This window comes from Gelidibacter salicanalis (assembly GCF_016469035.1).
GTDB lineage: Bacteria > Bacteroidota > Bacteroidia > Flavobacteriales > Flavobacteriaceae > Gelidibacter > Gelidibacter salicanalis_A.
The window spans coordinates 46,840-64,784 of sequence record NZ_JAEHJZ010000042.1 but is presented as its reverse complement, the minus strand read 5'-3'; the positions used below and the strand labels follow the sequence as shown (position 1 = coordinate 64,784).

At 39.2% G+C, this 17,945-nt stretch carries 14 protein-coding genes; 1 reads left to right on the top strand and 13 read right to left on the bottom strand.

The annotated features are described in order from the left end of the window. Positions 1–362 precede the first annotated feature (362 nt). The 9 genes from JEM65_RS16840 to JEM65_RS16800 form a co-directional block, all read right to left on the bottom strand. The gene (locus JEM65_RS16840; RefSeq protein ID WP_199602139.1) at positions 363–854 is read right to left on the bottom strand and encodes a DUF6646 family protein; all 492 of its coding nucleotides are present in this window, start codon (positions 852–854) and stop codon (positions 363–365) included. Positions 855–916: 62 nt separating this feature from the next. Beyond that, entirely contained in the window at positions 917–1,780 is an 864-nt protein-coding gene (locus tag JEM65_RS16835) for a cupin-like domain-containing protein (RefSeq protein WP_199602137.1), read from the bottom strand. A gap of 169 nt (positions 1,781–1,949) precedes the next feature. Continuing rightward, on the bottom strand, positions 1,950–3,044 hold the full coding sequence (gene bioB, locus JEM65_RS16830) for a biotin synthase BioB (RefSeq protein ID WP_199602135.1): 1,095 nt from the start codon (positions 3,042–3,044) through the stop codon (positions 1,950–1,952). Between the two features lie 490 nt (positions 3,045–3,534). Continuing rightward, complete coding sequence (locus JEM65_RS16825) at positions 3,535–4,386, bottom strand: serine hydrolase (protein WP_199602133.1); 852 nt, start codon at positions 4,384–4,386, stop codon at positions 3,535–3,537. A gap of 112 nt (positions 4,387–4,498) precedes the next feature. After that, positions 4,499–5,665: a beta-ketoacyl synthase N-terminal-like domain-containing protein gene (locus JEM65_RS16820; RefSeq protein ID WP_199602131.1), complete on the bottom strand. Its 1,167-nt coding sequence runs from the start codon at positions 5,663–5,665 to the stop codon at positions 4,499–4,501. Positions 5,666–5,827: 162 nt separating this feature from the next. Beyond that, entirely contained in the window at positions 5,828–7,093 is a 1,266-nt protein-coding gene (gene bioA / locus JEM65_RS16815) for an adenosylmethionine--8-amino-7-oxononanoate transaminase (protein ID WP_199602129.1), read from the bottom strand. A 79-nt stretch (positions 7,094–7,172) separates the two neighbouring features. Continuing rightward, complete coding sequence (gene bioD, locus JEM65_RS16810) at positions 7,173–7,781, bottom strand: dethiobiotin synthase (RefSeq protein ID WP_199602128.1); 609 nt, start codon at positions 7,779–7,781, stop codon at positions 7,173–7,175. Beyond that, entirely contained in the window at positions 7,778–8,194 is a 417-nt protein-coding gene (locus tag JEM65_RS16805; protein WP_199602126.1) for a DUF2007 domain-containing protein, read from the bottom strand. Before JEM65_RS16805 ends, bioD begins: the two co-directional genes overlap by 4 nt. Beyond that, complete coding sequence (locus JEM65_RS16800) at positions 8,191–9,336, bottom strand: aminotransferase class I/II-fold pyridoxal phosphate-dependent enzyme (RefSeq protein ID WP_199602124.1); 1,146 nt, start codon at positions 9,334–9,336, stop codon at positions 8,191–8,193. The genes JEM65_RS16805 and JEM65_RS16800 overlap by 4 nt, the downstream gene beginning before the upstream one ends. A 127-nt stretch (positions 9,337–9,463) precedes the next feature. Here JEM65_RS16800 and JEM65_RS16795 point away from each other — a divergent pair, with 127 nt between their 5' ends. Continuing rightward, positions 9,464–11,251 (top strand): M61 family metallopeptidase, encoded by a 1,788-nt coding sequence (locus JEM65_RS16795; protein WP_199602115.1) that lies wholly within the window; start codon positions 9,464–9,466, stop codon positions 11,249–11,251. A gap of 59 nt (positions 11,252–11,310) precedes the next feature. Here JEM65_RS16795 and JEM65_RS16790 read toward each other — a convergent pair whose 3' ends face one another. The 4 genes from JEM65_RS16790 to JEM65_RS16775 form a co-directional block, all read right to left on the bottom strand. Next, positions 11,311–11,586, bottom strand: a complete 276-nt coding sequence (locus JEM65_RS16790; RefSeq protein ID WP_199602113.1) for a F0F1 ATP synthase subunit epsilon — start codon at positions 11,584–11,586, stop codon at positions 11,311–11,313. 95 nt (positions 11,587–11,681) lie between these two features. Then, positions 11,682–13,190 (bottom strand): F0F1 ATP synthase subunit beta, encoded by a 1,509-nt coding sequence (gene atpD, locus JEM65_RS16785; RefSeq protein ID WP_199602111.1) that lies wholly within the window; start codon positions 13,188–13,190, stop codon positions 11,682–11,684. A gap of 189 nt (positions 13,191–13,379) precedes the next feature. Continuing rightward, positions 13,380–14,996 (bottom strand): G-D-S-L family lipolytic protein, encoded by a 1,617-nt coding sequence (locus JEM65_RS16780; RefSeq protein ID WP_199602109.1) that lies wholly within the window; start codon positions 14,994–14,996, stop codon positions 13,380–13,382. A gap of 11 nt (positions 14,997–15,007) precedes the next feature. Beyond that, on the bottom strand, positions 15,008–17,758 hold the full coding sequence (locus JEM65_RS16775) for a TonB-dependent receptor (protein WP_199602107.1): 2,751 nt from the start codon (positions 17,756–17,758) through the stop codon (positions 15,008–15,010). Positions 17,759–17,945: the final 187 nt, after the last annotated feature.

Below are 17,945 nucleotides of genomic sequence, written 5' to 3'. Positions count from 1 at the left end.
GATCCTTCATCGGAATCGAACCGCGAACCGCAGTGATTCTGAATTATGAGATTATCCTGCTCGCAAATAAATAATATGTTTGTCAGTTCGAGTGTCCCGAAAGCTTTGGAAATGATTTGATAAACGAAGATTATGTTAAAGCTTTCGAGGCATATCGAGAACCTTACGTCATTAAATTAGTGAAACTCAATTTTTAAAAGTTGCGAAGCAATGAATTAAAAATTGTTAGTTGAACTAATCCCGCTTTTTAGCGGGATCCCTGGGTTTTATTCCCCGACGCTCTGCGTCGAAATAAAAAGGGAACTTCTACTTGATACCTCGTACCCTTGGGTCGAGGTTGTTCATTTTAAACTATTAGAATTTTATAAGCTAAATGTCGCACCAATATTTACTACAAACTGGTTGTGGATGTCATGTGCGGGGTTTGTGATATTGCTATCATATTTTGCTAAAGGAAACACCGTTTCTGCAAAAATCCCAAAACCCTCAGAGAAAAAATAACGTGCGCCAACATGGCCACCAAAATTCTTTAAGCTCAGGTTTAAACCTGGATAAAGATCGAAGTTTTCATCAATATTCAAAACACTTCCTAAGTGCGCATTAAAACGTCCTTTAATATCAAAACGGTCACCAAAATCAGCATCCAATTCTTCCTTAATGCCTAAAGCGTAGGCTCCTGAAACACCAACAGAGATGTTTTCGCCCAATCCGTAATCAAAGCTTACGTTAATACCTGTTGCTGCGTCTTGTAAGTTGGCACCAATTTGCAATTTGTTATCAGTATTGCCTTTAAACGCTTGCGCATTAGCAAAAGAAACACTTAAAATGCTTAGGAGTACAATCAGTTTTTTCATTGTAAAAGTTTTGTATTTAATTTTGGGCAAAGATAGCTATGTTTTTTAAAAAGTGTTTAAAATTAGCCTAAACTCTTTCGAGTTCTACTAATGGCTCTTTCATTTTTCCAATCAATCCAATTCTGACCTTTTATTTTGCGCATGAGCGTATCAAAATGGCGCATGATAACAATATTATATACGGCTTTACCAAAATTTTTCGGATTTCTGGCAATAGATCGTAAACTCATAGAAAATCCTGGCGTAATATACTTCATATAATGCCAATAGCCCTCTGGCATATAGAGCACTTCGCCATGGTTCAATTCTGTTTTATAACCTTTTGCCATTTTGAGTGCTGGCCATTTTTTTAAATCTGGATTGGAAAAGTCGATATCCTCCCTAGTAATCAAGGAATGTGGAATTTTGTAGAGGTACGGATTCTGTTTCTGATCAAATAGAATACACAGTTTTCTGCCTTCAAAATGGAAATGGAAAATATTGGCCAAATCAATATCATAATGCATGAACGTATGGGAATTTTGTCCCCCAAAAAACAACATGGGCAAGCCTTTCATGAGTTTTAATCCAAAGTCAGGATAAAAATAATCTTTTTGTAATTGCGGAATCTCTTTGAGGGCATTCCATAAGAATATTCGAAATTTAGTGGGCTCACGTTTTAAAAGGTCTATATACTCTGCCATTTTCATTTTGGCGTGAGGCTCATTAAATCCGTCTTCATGATGCACAGGACGGTCATCATAAAGCGGTACGATTTTGTCTCCGGCAACAGATTTAATATAGTCTAAACTCCACTTGTCAAAAGCTGGCCAATCTTCAATAAAGCGCTCAATAACAACAGGTTTTTGAGGCTTAAAATAGTATTTCATGAAATCTTCCTTGGTAATCGTCTTTACACGAGGAATGTCTTGTAGGTCTAATTCCAAAGTTCTAAGTTTTAGCCTGCAAAGTTAAGAAATCGTTGTCAAACGTTTAAAAAGGAATGTTAAATATTTGGGCGTTACCGCGCTAAGGCGCGGTCGGGCTGTACGCTGTACCTTTTTACTTTAAAAAAAGCAAAAAGGGTGCCGCTGCCATCCCTAACGCAAATCCGGACTATTTTAATACTTTGGACTGTTGTTTTGCTATTTCGTTTCGTTCAATTTTATGTTCTGGACGTGTCCATTTTGGTTTTTCTCCTAAAGCTTGAAATTGAGATTCAGCAGCTTCAACAGTTGGAGGCTGTACCTTTTTAGTAAAGGGCTTTTGCGGATTAAGGCCTAAAGCTTCAAACATTTTCATGTCTTCATTGACATCAGGGTTGGGAGTGGTCAGTAATTTATCGCCGGCAAAGATTGAATTGGCACCTGCAAAGAAGCACATGGCCTGACCTTCTCTACTCATTTGAGTACGGCCTGCACTTAATCTGACTTGGGTTTCCGGCATCACAATTCTGGCAGTCGCAACCATACGGATCATATCCCAAATTTCAACAGGTTTTTCATCTGCCAATGGCGTACCTTCTACGGCTACCAAAGCGTTGATGGGCACAGATTCGGGCTGCGGGTTTAAAGTAGATAGCGCTACGAGCATGCCCGCGCGATCTTCAATCTTTTCTCCCATCCCGATAATGCCGCCACTGCACACGGTAACATTCGTTTTACGAACATTATCTATGGTTTGCAAACGGTCTTCATAACCACGGGTGGAAATCACTTCTTTATAATATTCTTCTGAAGAATCCAAATTATGATTATAAGCATACAAACCAGCTTCTGCCAGTCGGTGCGCCTGATTTTCGGTAATCATCCCCAAAGTACAGCATACTTCCATTTCCAGTTTATTGATGGTACGGACCATTTCCAAAACTTGGTCAAATTCTTCGCCATCCTTTACATTTCGCCATGCTGCGCCCATACAGACACGAGAGCTTCCGGTAGATTTTGCGCGTAATGCTTGTGCTTTTACTTGCTGCACGCTCATCAAATCATTACCTTCAACATTGGTGTGGTAACGCGCTGCTTGTGGACAATACCCACAGTCTTCAGGGCAACCACCTGTCTTTATGGAAAGCAAGGTCGACACCTGAACCGAATTTGGGTCGTGATGCTGCCTGTGTACGGTTGCTGCTTCATACAGCAACTCCATAAAAGGTTTGTTGTAAATGTTGAGAATTTCTTCTTTGGTCCAGTTGTGTCTTACGTTGGTCATGTTAGTCAATTTCAATGAGGAGGTAAAAATAACTTATTTAATTTTAAAGAATTCTTCAAAAAGCCCATAAATTTTTTATCGTTTCCTATAATATGGATTTTGGTTACTGTCTTGAACAGTCTAAAATTGGTTTGAACCATTAATTTATAGATGCCGATTAGGAAGTGGAGAAACGGATTGGCATCATGTCTTCATCCATTTAAATTTTGAAAAAACTGGATAAAGTTTAGACTTATTTTGGTTGATCCCATACCAGTTTTCTTCCGAGAGCCGCCAAAAACGGTATCCCAATTGTGTCATATTCATAAACGCCGTCATTATAGATTTGGTTTTTATTAACATGAATGGTCGCCGTAAGCAGAAATTCCTGATTGGTATCTTTATTAATGATATAGGCGGAATCCGTTAGATAGCCATAAGCAGAACCTATTTTATTGTGGATTTCAAATTGCTCTGGCAGGGGGTTTTAGAATCTCCCACTACCAAGTATTTAACATAAGTATCCGGAAAATCCTCTGGGTTGTAGCCAGCTTCCTTGGGAAGCACTGCCATGGTTGTCAATCAGAAATTGACGATCTTCAGCTGTCAGATCAAATTGTTGTGCTTTGGGAAAAAATTCAGGATACATCAACCGTTTTAAAATCCCGTGTAAAGAACGGATAGGCAGGTAATTTTTTTTAGAAAAATGCATGGGTTGATGGACTAAGCTGTCGCCAATGGTGTAGCCTATTCCTTTGCTGATGCTGTTCAACTGTAATGGCGCCATGGGTTGATTGGCTTTGGTTTCTGTTTTATAAATGACTGAATCGTTTTTATAAAACAACACGGGTGTAGTGGTTAAATTATCGGAATTTGGAATGGACAAACGGTGATAAATTTTAGCGTTAATGCCTTTGTCCTTTAGTTGTTGATTGATCTCATCTTGCCCTAAATATTCAAATAATCTATTAAAGGCGGCGTTACTGCTTACGGCAAAAATAGCTATGATATCCTTGGCAAAGGTTGAGGTGACCCAATCATTTTCCACCTTAAAAGGCGTATGAATGTTGAGTAGTTTGTTTCGATTCAACTTTTCTAATGCCAATAACACGATAGGTAGTTTTACAGTACTGGCAGGATAGAAATAGTGATCATCATCTACTTGAAATTTATCTTCCTTAAATTTTACCTTGCCGTCTTTATCTCGGACAACTTCAGAAAAGAGTATCTGAACTTCATGTATAGGCAAATGGGTCATGACCGTATTGAGCTTAGCATCATCAGAAGTTATTGCTTTTTTGATTGGGCTGACGGATGCACAACCCATCATAAGTAAGATTCCAAGGAGAGTAACATATTTCATACCTTAAAAGTAGAGAAAAGGTTTAAGAACTGAAATTGTTTAAAATTCTAAAAAGAACTTTTTAGCCAATAAGAAAAGTGTTTAGAGGTAGAAGTGCTCTACAATGCACATTTTATTTAGATATTAAAATTGAGACGGCATTTCCACCAAATCCGACCGCATTCACCATAATATTTTGGATGCGTTTAGGCGATTGCTTCTCTATAAAAGGCACGTTAATAAACTGTTGATGTTGCAGCATGAGTGTGGCCATCTCTAAACTTAAAAGACCGGAAGCACCAAGGCTATGGCCAATTTTCCATTTATTAGTGGTTAAAGCAGGAATGTTATTAGTAAAAATAGCTTTAATAGCATTCACTTCTGAGGAATCGCCTTTTATGGTCCCTGGCGTATGGGTGACGATGATATCTACGTCATCAGGATTGAGAGTGCCAAGTGCCATGGTCATGGAGCGTTGAAAACATACGGCGTCTGAAGAAACGGATACATTGTGTTCCAATACTTCAGTGGCGTAACCGATGCCAATAATGGTAGCTAAGGCATTCTGAGAAGTACCACCTTCCAAACACGCCATGGCTGAGGCTTCCCCAAGCACCATCGAATTCTTTTTTTTGTGAAGATCTAAGGAACGACACGGAAATGTGGTTTGGCTTCCTTCCGGAGTTACGGGTGCATAAATCTTTAAAGCCTTCATTTGTGCTACCGTGAAGGCGGTCAGGGGCGCTTCACTACCACCAACCAGAAATTTTTCGCACATTCCAGAATTGATCCAAGCCACCCCATTTAACAAAGCATGTAATGCCGTGGAACAGGTAATGGAATGGCTTATTTCAGGCCCTCGCGTCTGTAAATCATGCGCCACCCAAGAGGAAATGTTGCCTAAGGTGGTGGTGGGAGAGCTTAAGGTTTGTGCGCGACCTTGGTTAAGAAATTCTTCGTGGTACTTTTCAAATAAAGCGGTCGCACCACGGGAGGAGCCAATGTTAATACCAAAATTATCTTTAGACGACCAACCTGCTTGGGCTACTGCATTTCGAGCAGTATAAATGGCATACACTACTGATGGATCCAAATTTTTAAAATGAGCATTGGAGTTTTTTAATGTGCTAATGGCTGCTTTTACAGATGAAGGTAATTGACCAACCACTGCTTTATGCGCTCCAAATGATTTTTCTGAAAGGTAATGGTGATTGTTTTGATAACTCCTCCAAACCTCCGCTGAGGTTTCGCCTAGTGGAGAAATGGAATTGATGGCCGTAATAGAAACAGGGTGTTGCAAAACTTTAAATTTCAGTAAAAATAAAACTATCTCAGAGGCTTCACTACAAAACCCATGTAATTCTGACGATTATGGCAGATTGAGACTTTAGAATTTTATCTCGTCGGTCCGTTATCAGTAGACTTAAGAAACTATTTAAGATCTCAATATTCCGCTAAAATATTAGAGCATTTCTAAGGCATTTTCAATGGTTTGATACACTTTTTCCAATTCACTTTCCGTAATGACATATGGGGCTAGAATATAAACGGTACTTCCGAGTGGCCTTAAAAATACCCCGTTGTCCATAAAAAATGAAAAGAGTCGGTCGCGTAGATTGCCATACCGTTCCATTTCAATATTCAAGTCTAGCGCAAAAATAACACCTGTTTGTCGTGTAGCTTTTACCTTTGGATGCTCTTTAATGCGCTCATTAAAACGCTGATGTGAGACGCTAATGCTCTGAATGTTTTGTTGAATTTTATCGGATTGCAATAGCTCTATTCCCGCTAAAGCCGCAGAACACGCCAACGGATTAGCAGAATAGGTATGGCCGTGAAACAGTCCCTTACTTATATCGTCACTATAAAACGCATCGTAAATGTCCTGAGAACAAGAGGTGATCGCCATGGGCAGTAATCCTGCAGTCAACGCTTTGCTCATGCAGATAATATCAGGTTTAGTCTCCATATAATCCGAAGCAAAATACTTTCCTGTTTTTCCAAATCCGGTCATCACTTCATCAGCAACGGTAATGATACCATGGACTTTGCAAAATTTCAAAATCTGGTCCAAACCTTCTGCGTTGTGCATTTTCATTGCGGCTGCACCCTGTACTAAAGGCTCGTAAACAAATCCGGCAACATCATGCTCTAAAACTAATTTTTCCAGAAGGTCTAAAATGGACTGATGATTCTCCCCATTTGGCGTAGGAATCCGCTTGACATCTAAAAAGTAGTCTTCAAAAGGACCGTTGTACACTGACAAGCTAGAGACACTCATAGCACCAAAGGTGTCGCCATGAAATCCATCTTCAAAAGCCAATAAGATGTTGCGTTTTTCGCCTCGGTTAAAATGGTATTGCAGTGCCATTTTAATACCAATTTCCACACTTGTAGAGCCGTTATCACTAAAAAACAGCTTATTCTGATTTTGGGGAAGTATTGCCATCAAGGCTTCAGAAAGTTTAATTGCCGGTTCATGCGTAAACCCGCTAAAGACCACCTGATCCAATTGTTGCATCTGTGCTGAAACACGATTGGTAATAAAGGTATTGCAATGTCCATACATACAGGTGTACCAAGAGGCAATGGCATCAATATAGGTGTTGCCATCTTCATCAGTTAAGGTGCAGTCTTTTGCTTTGACAATGGCAATGGTGTCCGGATGCAATTTATGTTGCGTTAAAGGGTGCCAAAGGTGTTTTTTATCGCGTTCTTTTAAGTTCATTTACTTAAGTTATTTGGTCACATTGAGCGCAGTCGAACTGTTGTTGATTGTTTGACTTCTCAAGATATATTGCATAGAATTATAAATTCTCTTTAAATTTTTCAGCATATTCCAAAACCACATTCTTATCAAAGTACGGTTCTTCATCAATCCTTCCAATCACTGGAACTTGGGTCATTTTTTGAATAATTGATTCCGTTGAGGGGTGTCTCTCACCGCTAAAAATAAGCGCCACATCAAATCCTTTTGATTTTAAAAGGTTCACCGTTAAGAGCGTATGGTTGATACTTCCTAAATAATGTCTTGAAACCACAATAACTTTATAATCAGTTTTGATCAGATCCATAATGGTTTCAGAATCATTGATGGGCACCAAGAGGCCACCAGCACCTTCAATAACCAGATTCTTTTTGGTTTTTGGCGCTTTTATGGATTTAGCTGACAGGGCAATACTGTCAATTTCTGCGGCAGCATGCGGACTCATGGGCGTATTCAGTAAAAAACTGCTCTTATGAAACTTTGATTTTTTATGGGATACTAAGCGCTGCACTTTATGGGTGTCTGTATTATCCAGATCTCCTGCTTGGATTGGTTTCCAATAATCTGCACTGAGGGCTTCTACCAAAATAGCTGAAGCGATGGTTTTTCCAACATCTGTTGAAATTCCGGTAACGAAATATGTGTTCATTTTAAATCAAATTCGGTTCCACACACCTCGCACTTATAGTTATGTTTGGTATAAAATGGAAGTGATGAAAATAAGAACCCAAAAATAAACCAGAAAAAGGATTTTAGGTCTTTAATTGTAGAGAATAATTCGATATGGGTGCTCTGGCAAGTAGGACATTTAAGAGCATTTCCGTCATCGTCCATCGCATAGGGCTGAATGGAATCCAGAATCTGCTTGGCTTCAACAACTTGAGTAGAGCGTACCTTCAATTTTACACCACCAATAGCGTTGCTAACCAAGGGGTCGGTATCAATAGTAAGATTGTCAGCAAGAAAAACTTCAATGCCGTCAGATTCCAGTCTGCCTTTAATAATTTGTGCTTCCGAAGAATATTGAAATACCGCAACGGTGCTAAAAATTTCATTTTTCATTGTAGAAAGGTAGCTAAGAGTGTCAAGACTTTTAACATTTCGTCTTCTGTATTATAGGCATGAATACAAAACCGCAGGCGTTCTTCACCTTTTGGTACGGTGGGAGAAACGATCGGCTTCACATCAAAACCATGAGTCTTGAAATATTGGGCAGCGGTTTTAACCCTATCATTTCCTGGGAGAATGCAACATTGAATGGCAGAATCACTGTTTATAAAGCATTTTTGTAATTGGTGTTCAGCGGTCTGCTCTTTAAAATACTTGATATTTTCGTGTAAGATATCTATGGCATGGGTTTGTTGCAACGCTTTATAAGCTGCTTTTATCGTCATTAAGGAGTGGGGCGGAAGAGCCGTGGTGTAAATAAAGGGTCTTGAAAAATTAACAAGATAATCAGTGAGTTGCTGACTCCCTAAAATTGCGGCACCATGACAGCCTAGCGCTTTCCCGAACGTAATGAGGCGTGCAAAAACGGCGGTATCAATTCCTAAACTATGAATCAAACCAATCCCTTTTTGACCAAAAATACCAACAGCATGGGCTTCGTCAACTACTAATTTGAAGTGGTTTGCTGTACAAAATTCGGCTATGGCTTTTAAATCCGGCGTATCACCGTCCATAGAAAATACAGATTCCGTCACAATATAAACTTCATAATTTTCAGCATTTTTTTCAGTGTGGGACTGACTTTTGCGCTTTAAATCGTCCAGGTCATTGTGCTTAAATTTATACGCTTGGGCATGACCCATGGTAATTCCGTCACGGATTGACGCATGGATCAATTCATCATAAAAAACAACATCGCCACGTTGGGGTACACAGGAGAAAAACCCCAGGTTGGCATCATAACCTGAATTAAAAATCAGAGCACTTTCTGAATAATGTATTTTACAGATCAAGTCTTCCAGATCTTTGTAAAGTTCATGATTGCCGGTCAATAAACGCGACCCACGGGAACCGTTTTGAAAAATGAATGCTTCCTGTAGATAATGATGGGTATGATCAAAAATATCTTTCGACATGGAAAATCCCAAATAGTCGTTGGACGCAAAATCGACCAACTGATGGGGTTGGCTTAATTGGCGAAAGGTATTATCCACCTTTCGTGCCTCTATTTTGGCTTGGAGTTTTTTGGGAATCATCAGGTAAAGATACAAAGACCTCGTAGATTTCTACTCTTCCAACGAACCTTCGGCAAAGCAGGAAAACCTGTGAGGTCTAAGAAAGGAATTTAAAACATTGTATATTTGAGAATCAAAATTCCAAAATATGGTTCGTATTATTTTTTGTCTGACGTTTTTCTTGTCGTCATTCGTTTTTCAAGCGCAAATTTCTTCAAAGTATATCATTTCTTTTGAGAGCGCCATGCATCATGAAGCAACAATTCAAGCAACCTTTACAAATTTAAAATCTGATATTACAACGTTCCGGATGAGTCGGTCTTCGCCAGGACGCTATGCGCTGCATGAGTTTGCAAAAAACGTTTATAACGTGAAGGTTATTGATGGTCAGGGCAAGGCACTTGAAGCTACACGACCTGATCCATATTCTTGGGAAGTAAAAGGTCATGATGGCAGTATTACTGTGAGCTATACCTTATTTGCGAACCATGGTGATGGCACTTATGCGCAGGTTGATGAGACCCATGCACATTTAAATGCGCCCGCAACCTTTATGTACGTGTCTGAACTTGAAGCTCAAGAAATAGAGGTGACCTTTAAGGTTCGTGAAGATTTAGATTGGAAAATTGCTACTCAATTAAGGCATCAGCAAAACAATACTTACTACGCTAAAGACCTCCAATATTTTATGGATAGTCCTATAGAAATTGCCAATTTTAGAGAGCGTTCTTTTGACGTGAAAGGGCAAAAAATTATTTTGGTCCTGCATGATGATGCAGCTTCAGAAGCTCAATTAGATACCTATTTTGAAAAGGTAAAAAAAGTAGTTTTAGAACAGATGATGGTGTTTGGAGAACTGCCAAATTTTGATTATGCTGAATATAGGTTTCTGGCCTGCTACATGCCTAATGCTACCGGCGATGGGATGGAGCATCGAAACTCAACGTCTATTCCAAGTTCCAGAAGTTTGTCACAAGGTGGCTTGGAAGGTAATATTGGCACAGTAGCGCATGAGTTTTTCCATTGTTGGAATGTGGAGCGCATACGACCAAAATCTTTGGAACCATTTGATTTTTCAAAAGCCAATATGAGTGGCGAATTGTGGTTTGCCGAAGGATTTACTAGCTATTACGATGATTTGTCTTTAGTAAGATCAGGCATCATGAGTCAGGAAAACTATATTCAAGGACTCGTCAGAACGTTCAACTACGTGTGGACATCTCCTGGAAGACAGTTTTTCAATCCGATAGAAATGAGCTACCAGGCGCCTTTTGTGGATGCTGCGAAATCTGTTGATGAAACCAATAGAGGGAACACCTTTATTTCTTATTATTCTTATGGGAGCATGTTGGGCCTGACTTTAGATTTATCCTTAAGAGAACAGAATCTGACGCTTGATACGTATATGACTTTAGTTTGGAATACCTATGGAAAAACTGAGATGGGTTATACGGTGGAGAACTTACATCAAAGCCTGGTGAGCTTCGCTGGCAAACAATTTGCGGATGATTTTTTTGGAAATTACATTTATAAAAGTGGGATGCCAGATTATGAACGCTTACTAAAAAATGTAGGGGTGACTTTAGAAACGAAACATAATATTGACTTTGGTGCGATGGTCAGAAACCAAACCATAACAAACAATCCTAAGATTGGATCTTCAGCTTATAACGCCGGTTTTCAGAAAGGGGATAAGATACTTCAAATTGGCGACCTGGAGATTGAGGGCGGGGTCAGTGTCAATTCGGTTTTAAATAGCCTTAAAATAGGGCAGATGGTGCCCGTTAAGTTGGAGCGGTACGGGAATCAGAAAGAATTGGACTTAACCATTGGTACCGATGTATCTTATGACTTAAGGTTGATGGATGCGACATCAAAAGAATTCACTAAAAAGATAAAAGAGAAGCAATCAGGCTGGTTGGCTTCTAAAGTATGAACCAAAAAAAATCACGCTTTTTAGCGTGATTTTTTTTTCTCTAAGGATTGCTAAATTAGTTAGTCGACTAATACAATCACATTATTATCTTTCATTTCTACCGTTCCACTGTTAATTTGCATCACCCATTGGCCATCTTCCTTTGTAAAGTTTTTTTCCTGTCCATCAGCAATGGTAGCATCTCCTTTAAACTTTACTTTCCCTTTAACAAGGATAGCAACAATTGCGGCGTGATTATTCAACATTTGGAACTCTCCTTCTACACTTGGCACAGTCACACTTTCTACATTGCCACTTACTAAGGATGCTTCTGGGGATACGATTTCTAAATACATAGTAAAACTTGTTATACTTCTCCCTTAAAAAAAAGGGAATCTAATTGTTTTAACTGAGACCCTTCGACTGCGCTCAGGGTGACATTTGATTATTTTTAAGCTTCAGCAAGCATTTTCTCTCCAGACTCGATTGCTTCTTCAATGGTTCCTTTAAGGTTGAAAGCCGCTTCTGGTAAGTGATCTAATTCACCTTCCATAATCATGTTGAAACCTTTGATAGTTTCTTTAATGTCAACCAATACTCCTGGAATCCCTGTAAATTGCTCAGCAACATGGAATGGTTGAGATAAGAAACGTTGTACACGTCTTGCTCTATTTACAGCTAATTTATCTTCTTCAGATAATTCTTCCATACCTAATATGGCAATAATATCTTGTAGTTCTTTATAGCGTTGTAATAATTCTTTTACGCGAGTTGCGCAGTTGTAATGCTCACTACCTAAAATATCTGCCGATAAAATTCTTGATGTAGAATCTAATGGATCTACCGCAGGATAAATACCTAGCTCAGCAATTTTACGTGATAATACGGTTGTGGCATCTAAATGGGCAAATGTTGTTGCCGGTGCAGGATCCGTTAAATCATCGGCAGGTACGTAAACAGCTTGTACAGATGTAATAGAGCCTCTTTTTGTTGAGGTAATACGCTCCTGCATCGCACCCATTTCAGTTGCCAATGTTGGTTGGTAACCTACTGCAGAAGGCATACGGCCTAATAATGCAGATACTTCAGAACCCGCTTGTGTAAAACGGAATATATTGTCAACGAAGAATAAGACGTCTTTACCTTGGGCTTCACCAGCACCATCACGGAAATATTCTGCAATAGTTAAACCTGATAATGCGACACGAGCACGAGCTCCAGGAGGCTCATTCATTTGACCAAAAACGAAAGTCGCTTTTGATTCTTTCATCACAGATTTATCAACTTTAGATAAATCCCATCCGCCTTCTTCCATAGAGTGCATAAAGTCATCACCGTATCTGATAATTCCTGACTCTAGCATCTCTCTCAAAAGGTCATTTCCTTCACGAGTTCTTTCTCCAACTCCAGCAAATACTGAAAGTCCACCGTGACCTTTTGCAATATTGTTTATCAACTCCTGAATCAATACTGTTTTACCAACACCAGCACCACCAAATAAACCAATTTTACCACCTTTTGCGTAAGGCTCAATTAAATCGATTACTTTGATACCTGTAAATAAAACTTCTGTTGAAGTTGATAGATCTTCAAATTTAGGAGCTTGTCTGTGGATCGGTAAACCGGCATCGCCAGCTTTAGGCAAATCGCCCAGTCCATCAATGGCATCTCCGATAACATTAAATAATCGTCCGTAAACATCCACGCCAACTGGCATTTGAATAGGAGCGCCGGTTGCTACAACTTCAGTGCCTCTGCTGAGTCCATCAGAAGAATCCATAGCGATAGTACGAACGGTGTGTTCACCAATATGCGATTGAACTTCTAGTACCAATAAAGAACCGTCAGGTCTTATAATTTCTAAAGAATCATAGATTTTTGGAAGGCTTGAACCCGCTTTAAAGGCTACGTCGATAACTGGACCAACGATTTGTGCAACTTTACCTGTAACTTTTGACATTACTTATATGTTTAATGTTGAATTGAAATATTTTGCAAAAATATTGTCACCCAATCAAATTGGATACTTTGTTTTTCGCGCTGCAAAGATATAGTTTTTTACCTAATTATAAACCCCTTTTATTGGCTTTTTTAGCATAAAAAAACACCTTCTTCGCAAAGGTGTTTGGTATCTAAAGTTTAGTCTTAATTATCTTAAGTCTTTATTGTAATTTGTTGGATAATCTCCAGGGTTAGCCTTTACTCCGGCAGCAATAAAATTGGAGCCATACTGAGCATCAATAGCTTTCAAAAATTCATTTGCCATAAGCGCATAGCCTCTTGAGGTTAAATGTACGCCATCTAAACTAATTAATCCGCCAGATACTAGTTTGGTGGTAAAGATGAAATCGCCATCTGCAAATCCTGTCGATGAGGCTGTCTGTAAGATGCTCTTAAAATCAACCATAGCCAAATTGTATTGCGCCGCAACAGCTGCAATAGATTGGTTATAAGCATCTGTAGCAGTCTTAATGTTTTCTTGTTCACTCGGGATAAGAACCCATTTATCTTCTAAAGGTAAAGTAACGCCTTCAACAGAAAATTGACCAGCCAGAGCTTGCGATACCCCTTGCGCCATTAATGCTTGAACGACTGCCATATTAACTGTTCCTATGGTATTCATGCTTGGCAGCACTAATAAATCGTTTGCAGTAGCTTGTCTTGCCTGACCGTATGTGTTTGCTAAAAGTTTAGCAACTAACGGTGCAGCTTCAGCCGGTAAACCAAACTGTGCAATAAAGGCCGGGAATGTTGGACTTGCGTTTAATGCACCTTCAATTATAGGTGCAATGTTTGTTAAACTTTCATCGTGAATAACCACAGCACTTGCTGCTGTTGTAGAAAAAACAATTTGTCTACTCGGATCAACTTGGGCAAAAATTTGGTTTAAAGCTCCAAAAATGTTGTTCAATAATGGAATTTGAGGACCGAATGCTGGATTTGCTGGACTTAGCGGTTTGTGAGGTACTGTTGTAAAATGAGCTAGGTTGGTAATATAAGGCACATTGGCAACAGCGCCTTTAGCGCCATTACTTGTAAGCGCTTTAACTGTAGCTTCAAAAGATGCTGCAAACACATTAGGATCAGTAATATCATTACCGCCATAAGTAGCAGGGTTAAAGTTGCCTACTTGGTTCATGCCGATTCCACCAGAAGTGGCATAGGACAACACATCATTACCGCCAATTTCAGACAATGTAAAGAATGTGGCATTTTGAGCTACCGCATCACCAATAACTGATGCTGTCGCACTAGATGCCATACGTCCGAAATAAGGATTTAAAGAGCCATAGCCTTGAATCCCTAAATGGAAACTTTTAGCCCCAGGAATACCATAGTTATTAAAAGGTCCTGATAACACATCTGTAAGTTGCGTTGTTGGAGTTGCGTTCAATAATTTAGGTGCAGGGCTTGATCCAGATAAATCGAGATAGAGTCTTGGTGCCGCAACAACGGTTGAGCCTAAAATAAGCCCTCCAATATTATCTTTCATTAAAGGTTGTGAGAACGCACCACCACCTACTTTTGCAAATTGCTGCGCTAGAATATTAGGGAAAGAGTTTTCTTGCCCTTTAATAAAAAGAGCGTTATCCGTAAAACCAGCTGAAAATGACGCGCCTACAGCCACATATTTTGAGAAGTCTGCCGTGCCAGCGGTTAACTCGGGAAGTGGTTCTGGCGCGGGGTTATAATCGTAGTCATCTTCACTACACGCTGTAAAACCAACTAATATAGCAGACAGCAATAAATATTTTATAGTTTTCATTGTTTAATTTTTTATAAGTTGTTGATCGTCCAGGAGATGTAATACATTGATCCTATAGAACCTGTACCAATTGCAGTAAAGTATTCTTCACCAAGAACATTAGTTGCACCTGCTTTAAAAGTAGATTTCAAAGACGGTACTGTGTAATTGATTTGTGCGTCCAGGGCGTGATAAGCTGGGATTTGGCCGTCACCAAATGTGGCCTGCCAGAAGTAATTATCGCTCCATCTCCAAGCGGTGTTAAATCCAAAATTTTTGAATAAGTTGGCATTTCCGAAGTTGATTTTTGTTTTATGTTCTGGAGTGTTAAAACTCGTTTTGAAATCAGGAAATGCTGCTTGATCAAAATCCTGTTTAGTGTAGGTGTAACTACCACCTAAGTCAAAATCGCCGAATATTTTTGTGGATAATCCAATAGAGCCGCCATAAGAGTTAACATCAGCTTTACTATTGGTATATGTTTGATACGCTTTATAATCGCCGTTGGCAATAGCAGCTATAGACAATGCATTGTCGCCTACAGTTCCATAAAGTGGTGCTACCACAACTTCCCCAGAAATAAAATCTTGGTATTTATTGTAATATACACTCATATCAACAATCACTTTATTTAGTTTACCTCTATAGCCAACTTCTGCAGTTGTAATTTTTTCAGGAGTCACCAAGGCAGAGTTTCCAATCTCTAAATCGGCAGGATTTTCAGATTGTGCAAAGGCTCTAACGGAAGATGCTAAGTAAGAATTAGTATACGCAGCGCCACCCGTTTGGGTTATTTGTGCTGGTTGACCGAACCCAGCTTGTCCAGCGGCACTCACATTATAAGAACGGGAATATCGGTCTAGATTTGAAGGTGCTGAACCAACTAAAATTGCTCTCCCGGCATCAAGTCCAATAAATAAATCCTGTGTTGTAGGGTTTCTAAAACCTGTCTGTACAGAAGCTCTAATATTATGATTTTGGTTTACTGTAAACCCTGCAGAAATTCTTGGAGATAAGAATCCGTCAAAAAATTCTGATTTGTCATAACGTGCAGAAGCGGTCAATTTTAAGTTCATTGCTTCACCTAGGTCAAATACTTTTTGCATTTGTGTGTATACACCATACTCTGAATATGGGATGGATCCGTCATAATCGGTATAGATGGTACCAGAAGAATTTAAGTCATATTTTCTGTAAGAACCACCCAATTGGATATCGATGACGTCCCATAAGTGACTGAAATTATAATTCCCATCAACATGAGTGTATTTAGATTGATCCTTAAATTGAGAACCTTGAGAAAAGTCAGGATCTGAAATAATTCTATCGAAAGCATTCTTGAATTCAGGAGTGCCTGGTTGAAATCTGCCTGTTTCTGCTACTTGTCTTGCTGCAGCATGCGCTTGTGCATCTGTTGCTCCGCTGAACGTTGCCCCAGCATAGGTTTGAATATACTCACCAAACCACTGTGTGTCTGATTTCCAAGCACGGTTAATATTGATTCCAGTGAAAACCATATCATAAGAATCTCCAGCATTATCAGAAACTACATAACCCCTTAGGAAGAAATTGTTATTCTTAACCTCAATTTTATGTTGTTGCTGTGTGAAATCAGTAATGGCATATCTATTGGTGCCTTGGTAAATAGTAGAACCTGTACCAACTTTACCAACATATTGAATTTCAAAATCATTAGCCCACGGACGGAAATAGAGTCCCCAATCAGCTTTTATACTTTCTGCGTTATAATCAGTTAAATCGCGTTCTTCATATCCGGTTCTACTAACAACTACATCAGGAACAACTCCTAATCCGCCAGAAGCAGCTCTAATATTCGTGGATACTTCATCCCCGTATATATTGTAGCCGTCATAGTCTATACTCGCTCTAGTATTACCAGTGCCTGGTTTTCCATCATAATTATTGGCCGTCCAATCGGTTCCTTTCAACCAGCCAAAATTGACTTTTGCGGCAAAATGATCAGTAAATTTATAAGCCATTCTTAGTCCAGAATCTCTATAGGTATTATCTCCACTTGCATCCTGTGAGGTAATTCCTTGTTTGTGGTAGCCACTAATGCCCTGAAAATCGAAAGGATTCTTACTACGCATAAAGAGAATTCCGTTAAATGCATTAGCTCCGTACAAAGCGGAAGCGGCACCTGGTAATAACTCAACACTTAAGACATCTGTTTCATTCATACCCACTAAATTTCCGATTGGGAAGTTTAGTGCAGGTGAGGAGTTGTCCATACCATCTACCAATTGCATAAAACGCGTATTTGCAAACGTTGCGAAGCCTCTAGTGTTAATAGATTTAAAGGTTAAACTATTAGTGTTCACATCGACACCTTTAAGGTTCTCTAATCCGTCATAAAATCCCGCAGAGGCAGTGTTTTTAATTTCTTTAAGACCAAATCTTTCAACAGTTACGGGCGATTCAAAGACACGTTCCGGTGTTCTGGAAGCAGAAATAACCACTTCATCTAACGATGTTCCTTCGGTTAATTTGAAATCGATAGTCTGATTTGCTGAGGTAACTTCCTTGGTAACAGTATCAAAACCAACACTACTAACCCGAATAGAAAAAGGAGGCGTTTGAGAGGTGTTTAAAACGTAATTACCATCAAAATCCGATATTGTCCCAGTGCTTGTGCCTACAACAATGACGTTAGCGCCTGGCAGTGGTTGGCCATTTGCGTCGGTTACTTTTCCAGTGACTGTTGTTTGCGAATATGTAAGCGCCACGCAGAACAGCATCATAATCTTAAGAATTGTTTTCATTTTGGGAAATTAGTTAATTTGGATACCAATATAAATAATAAAATAATACTTTGAATTGATTTTTTCAAAAATTATGCATGCATAGTATTATTTCGCAACAAAACGTCTTAAAATATGAGGAATTCTTTAAAAAAAAGGCCAAAAACTAAAATTTAATAGTTTTTGGCCTTTTTACAAATGATATATT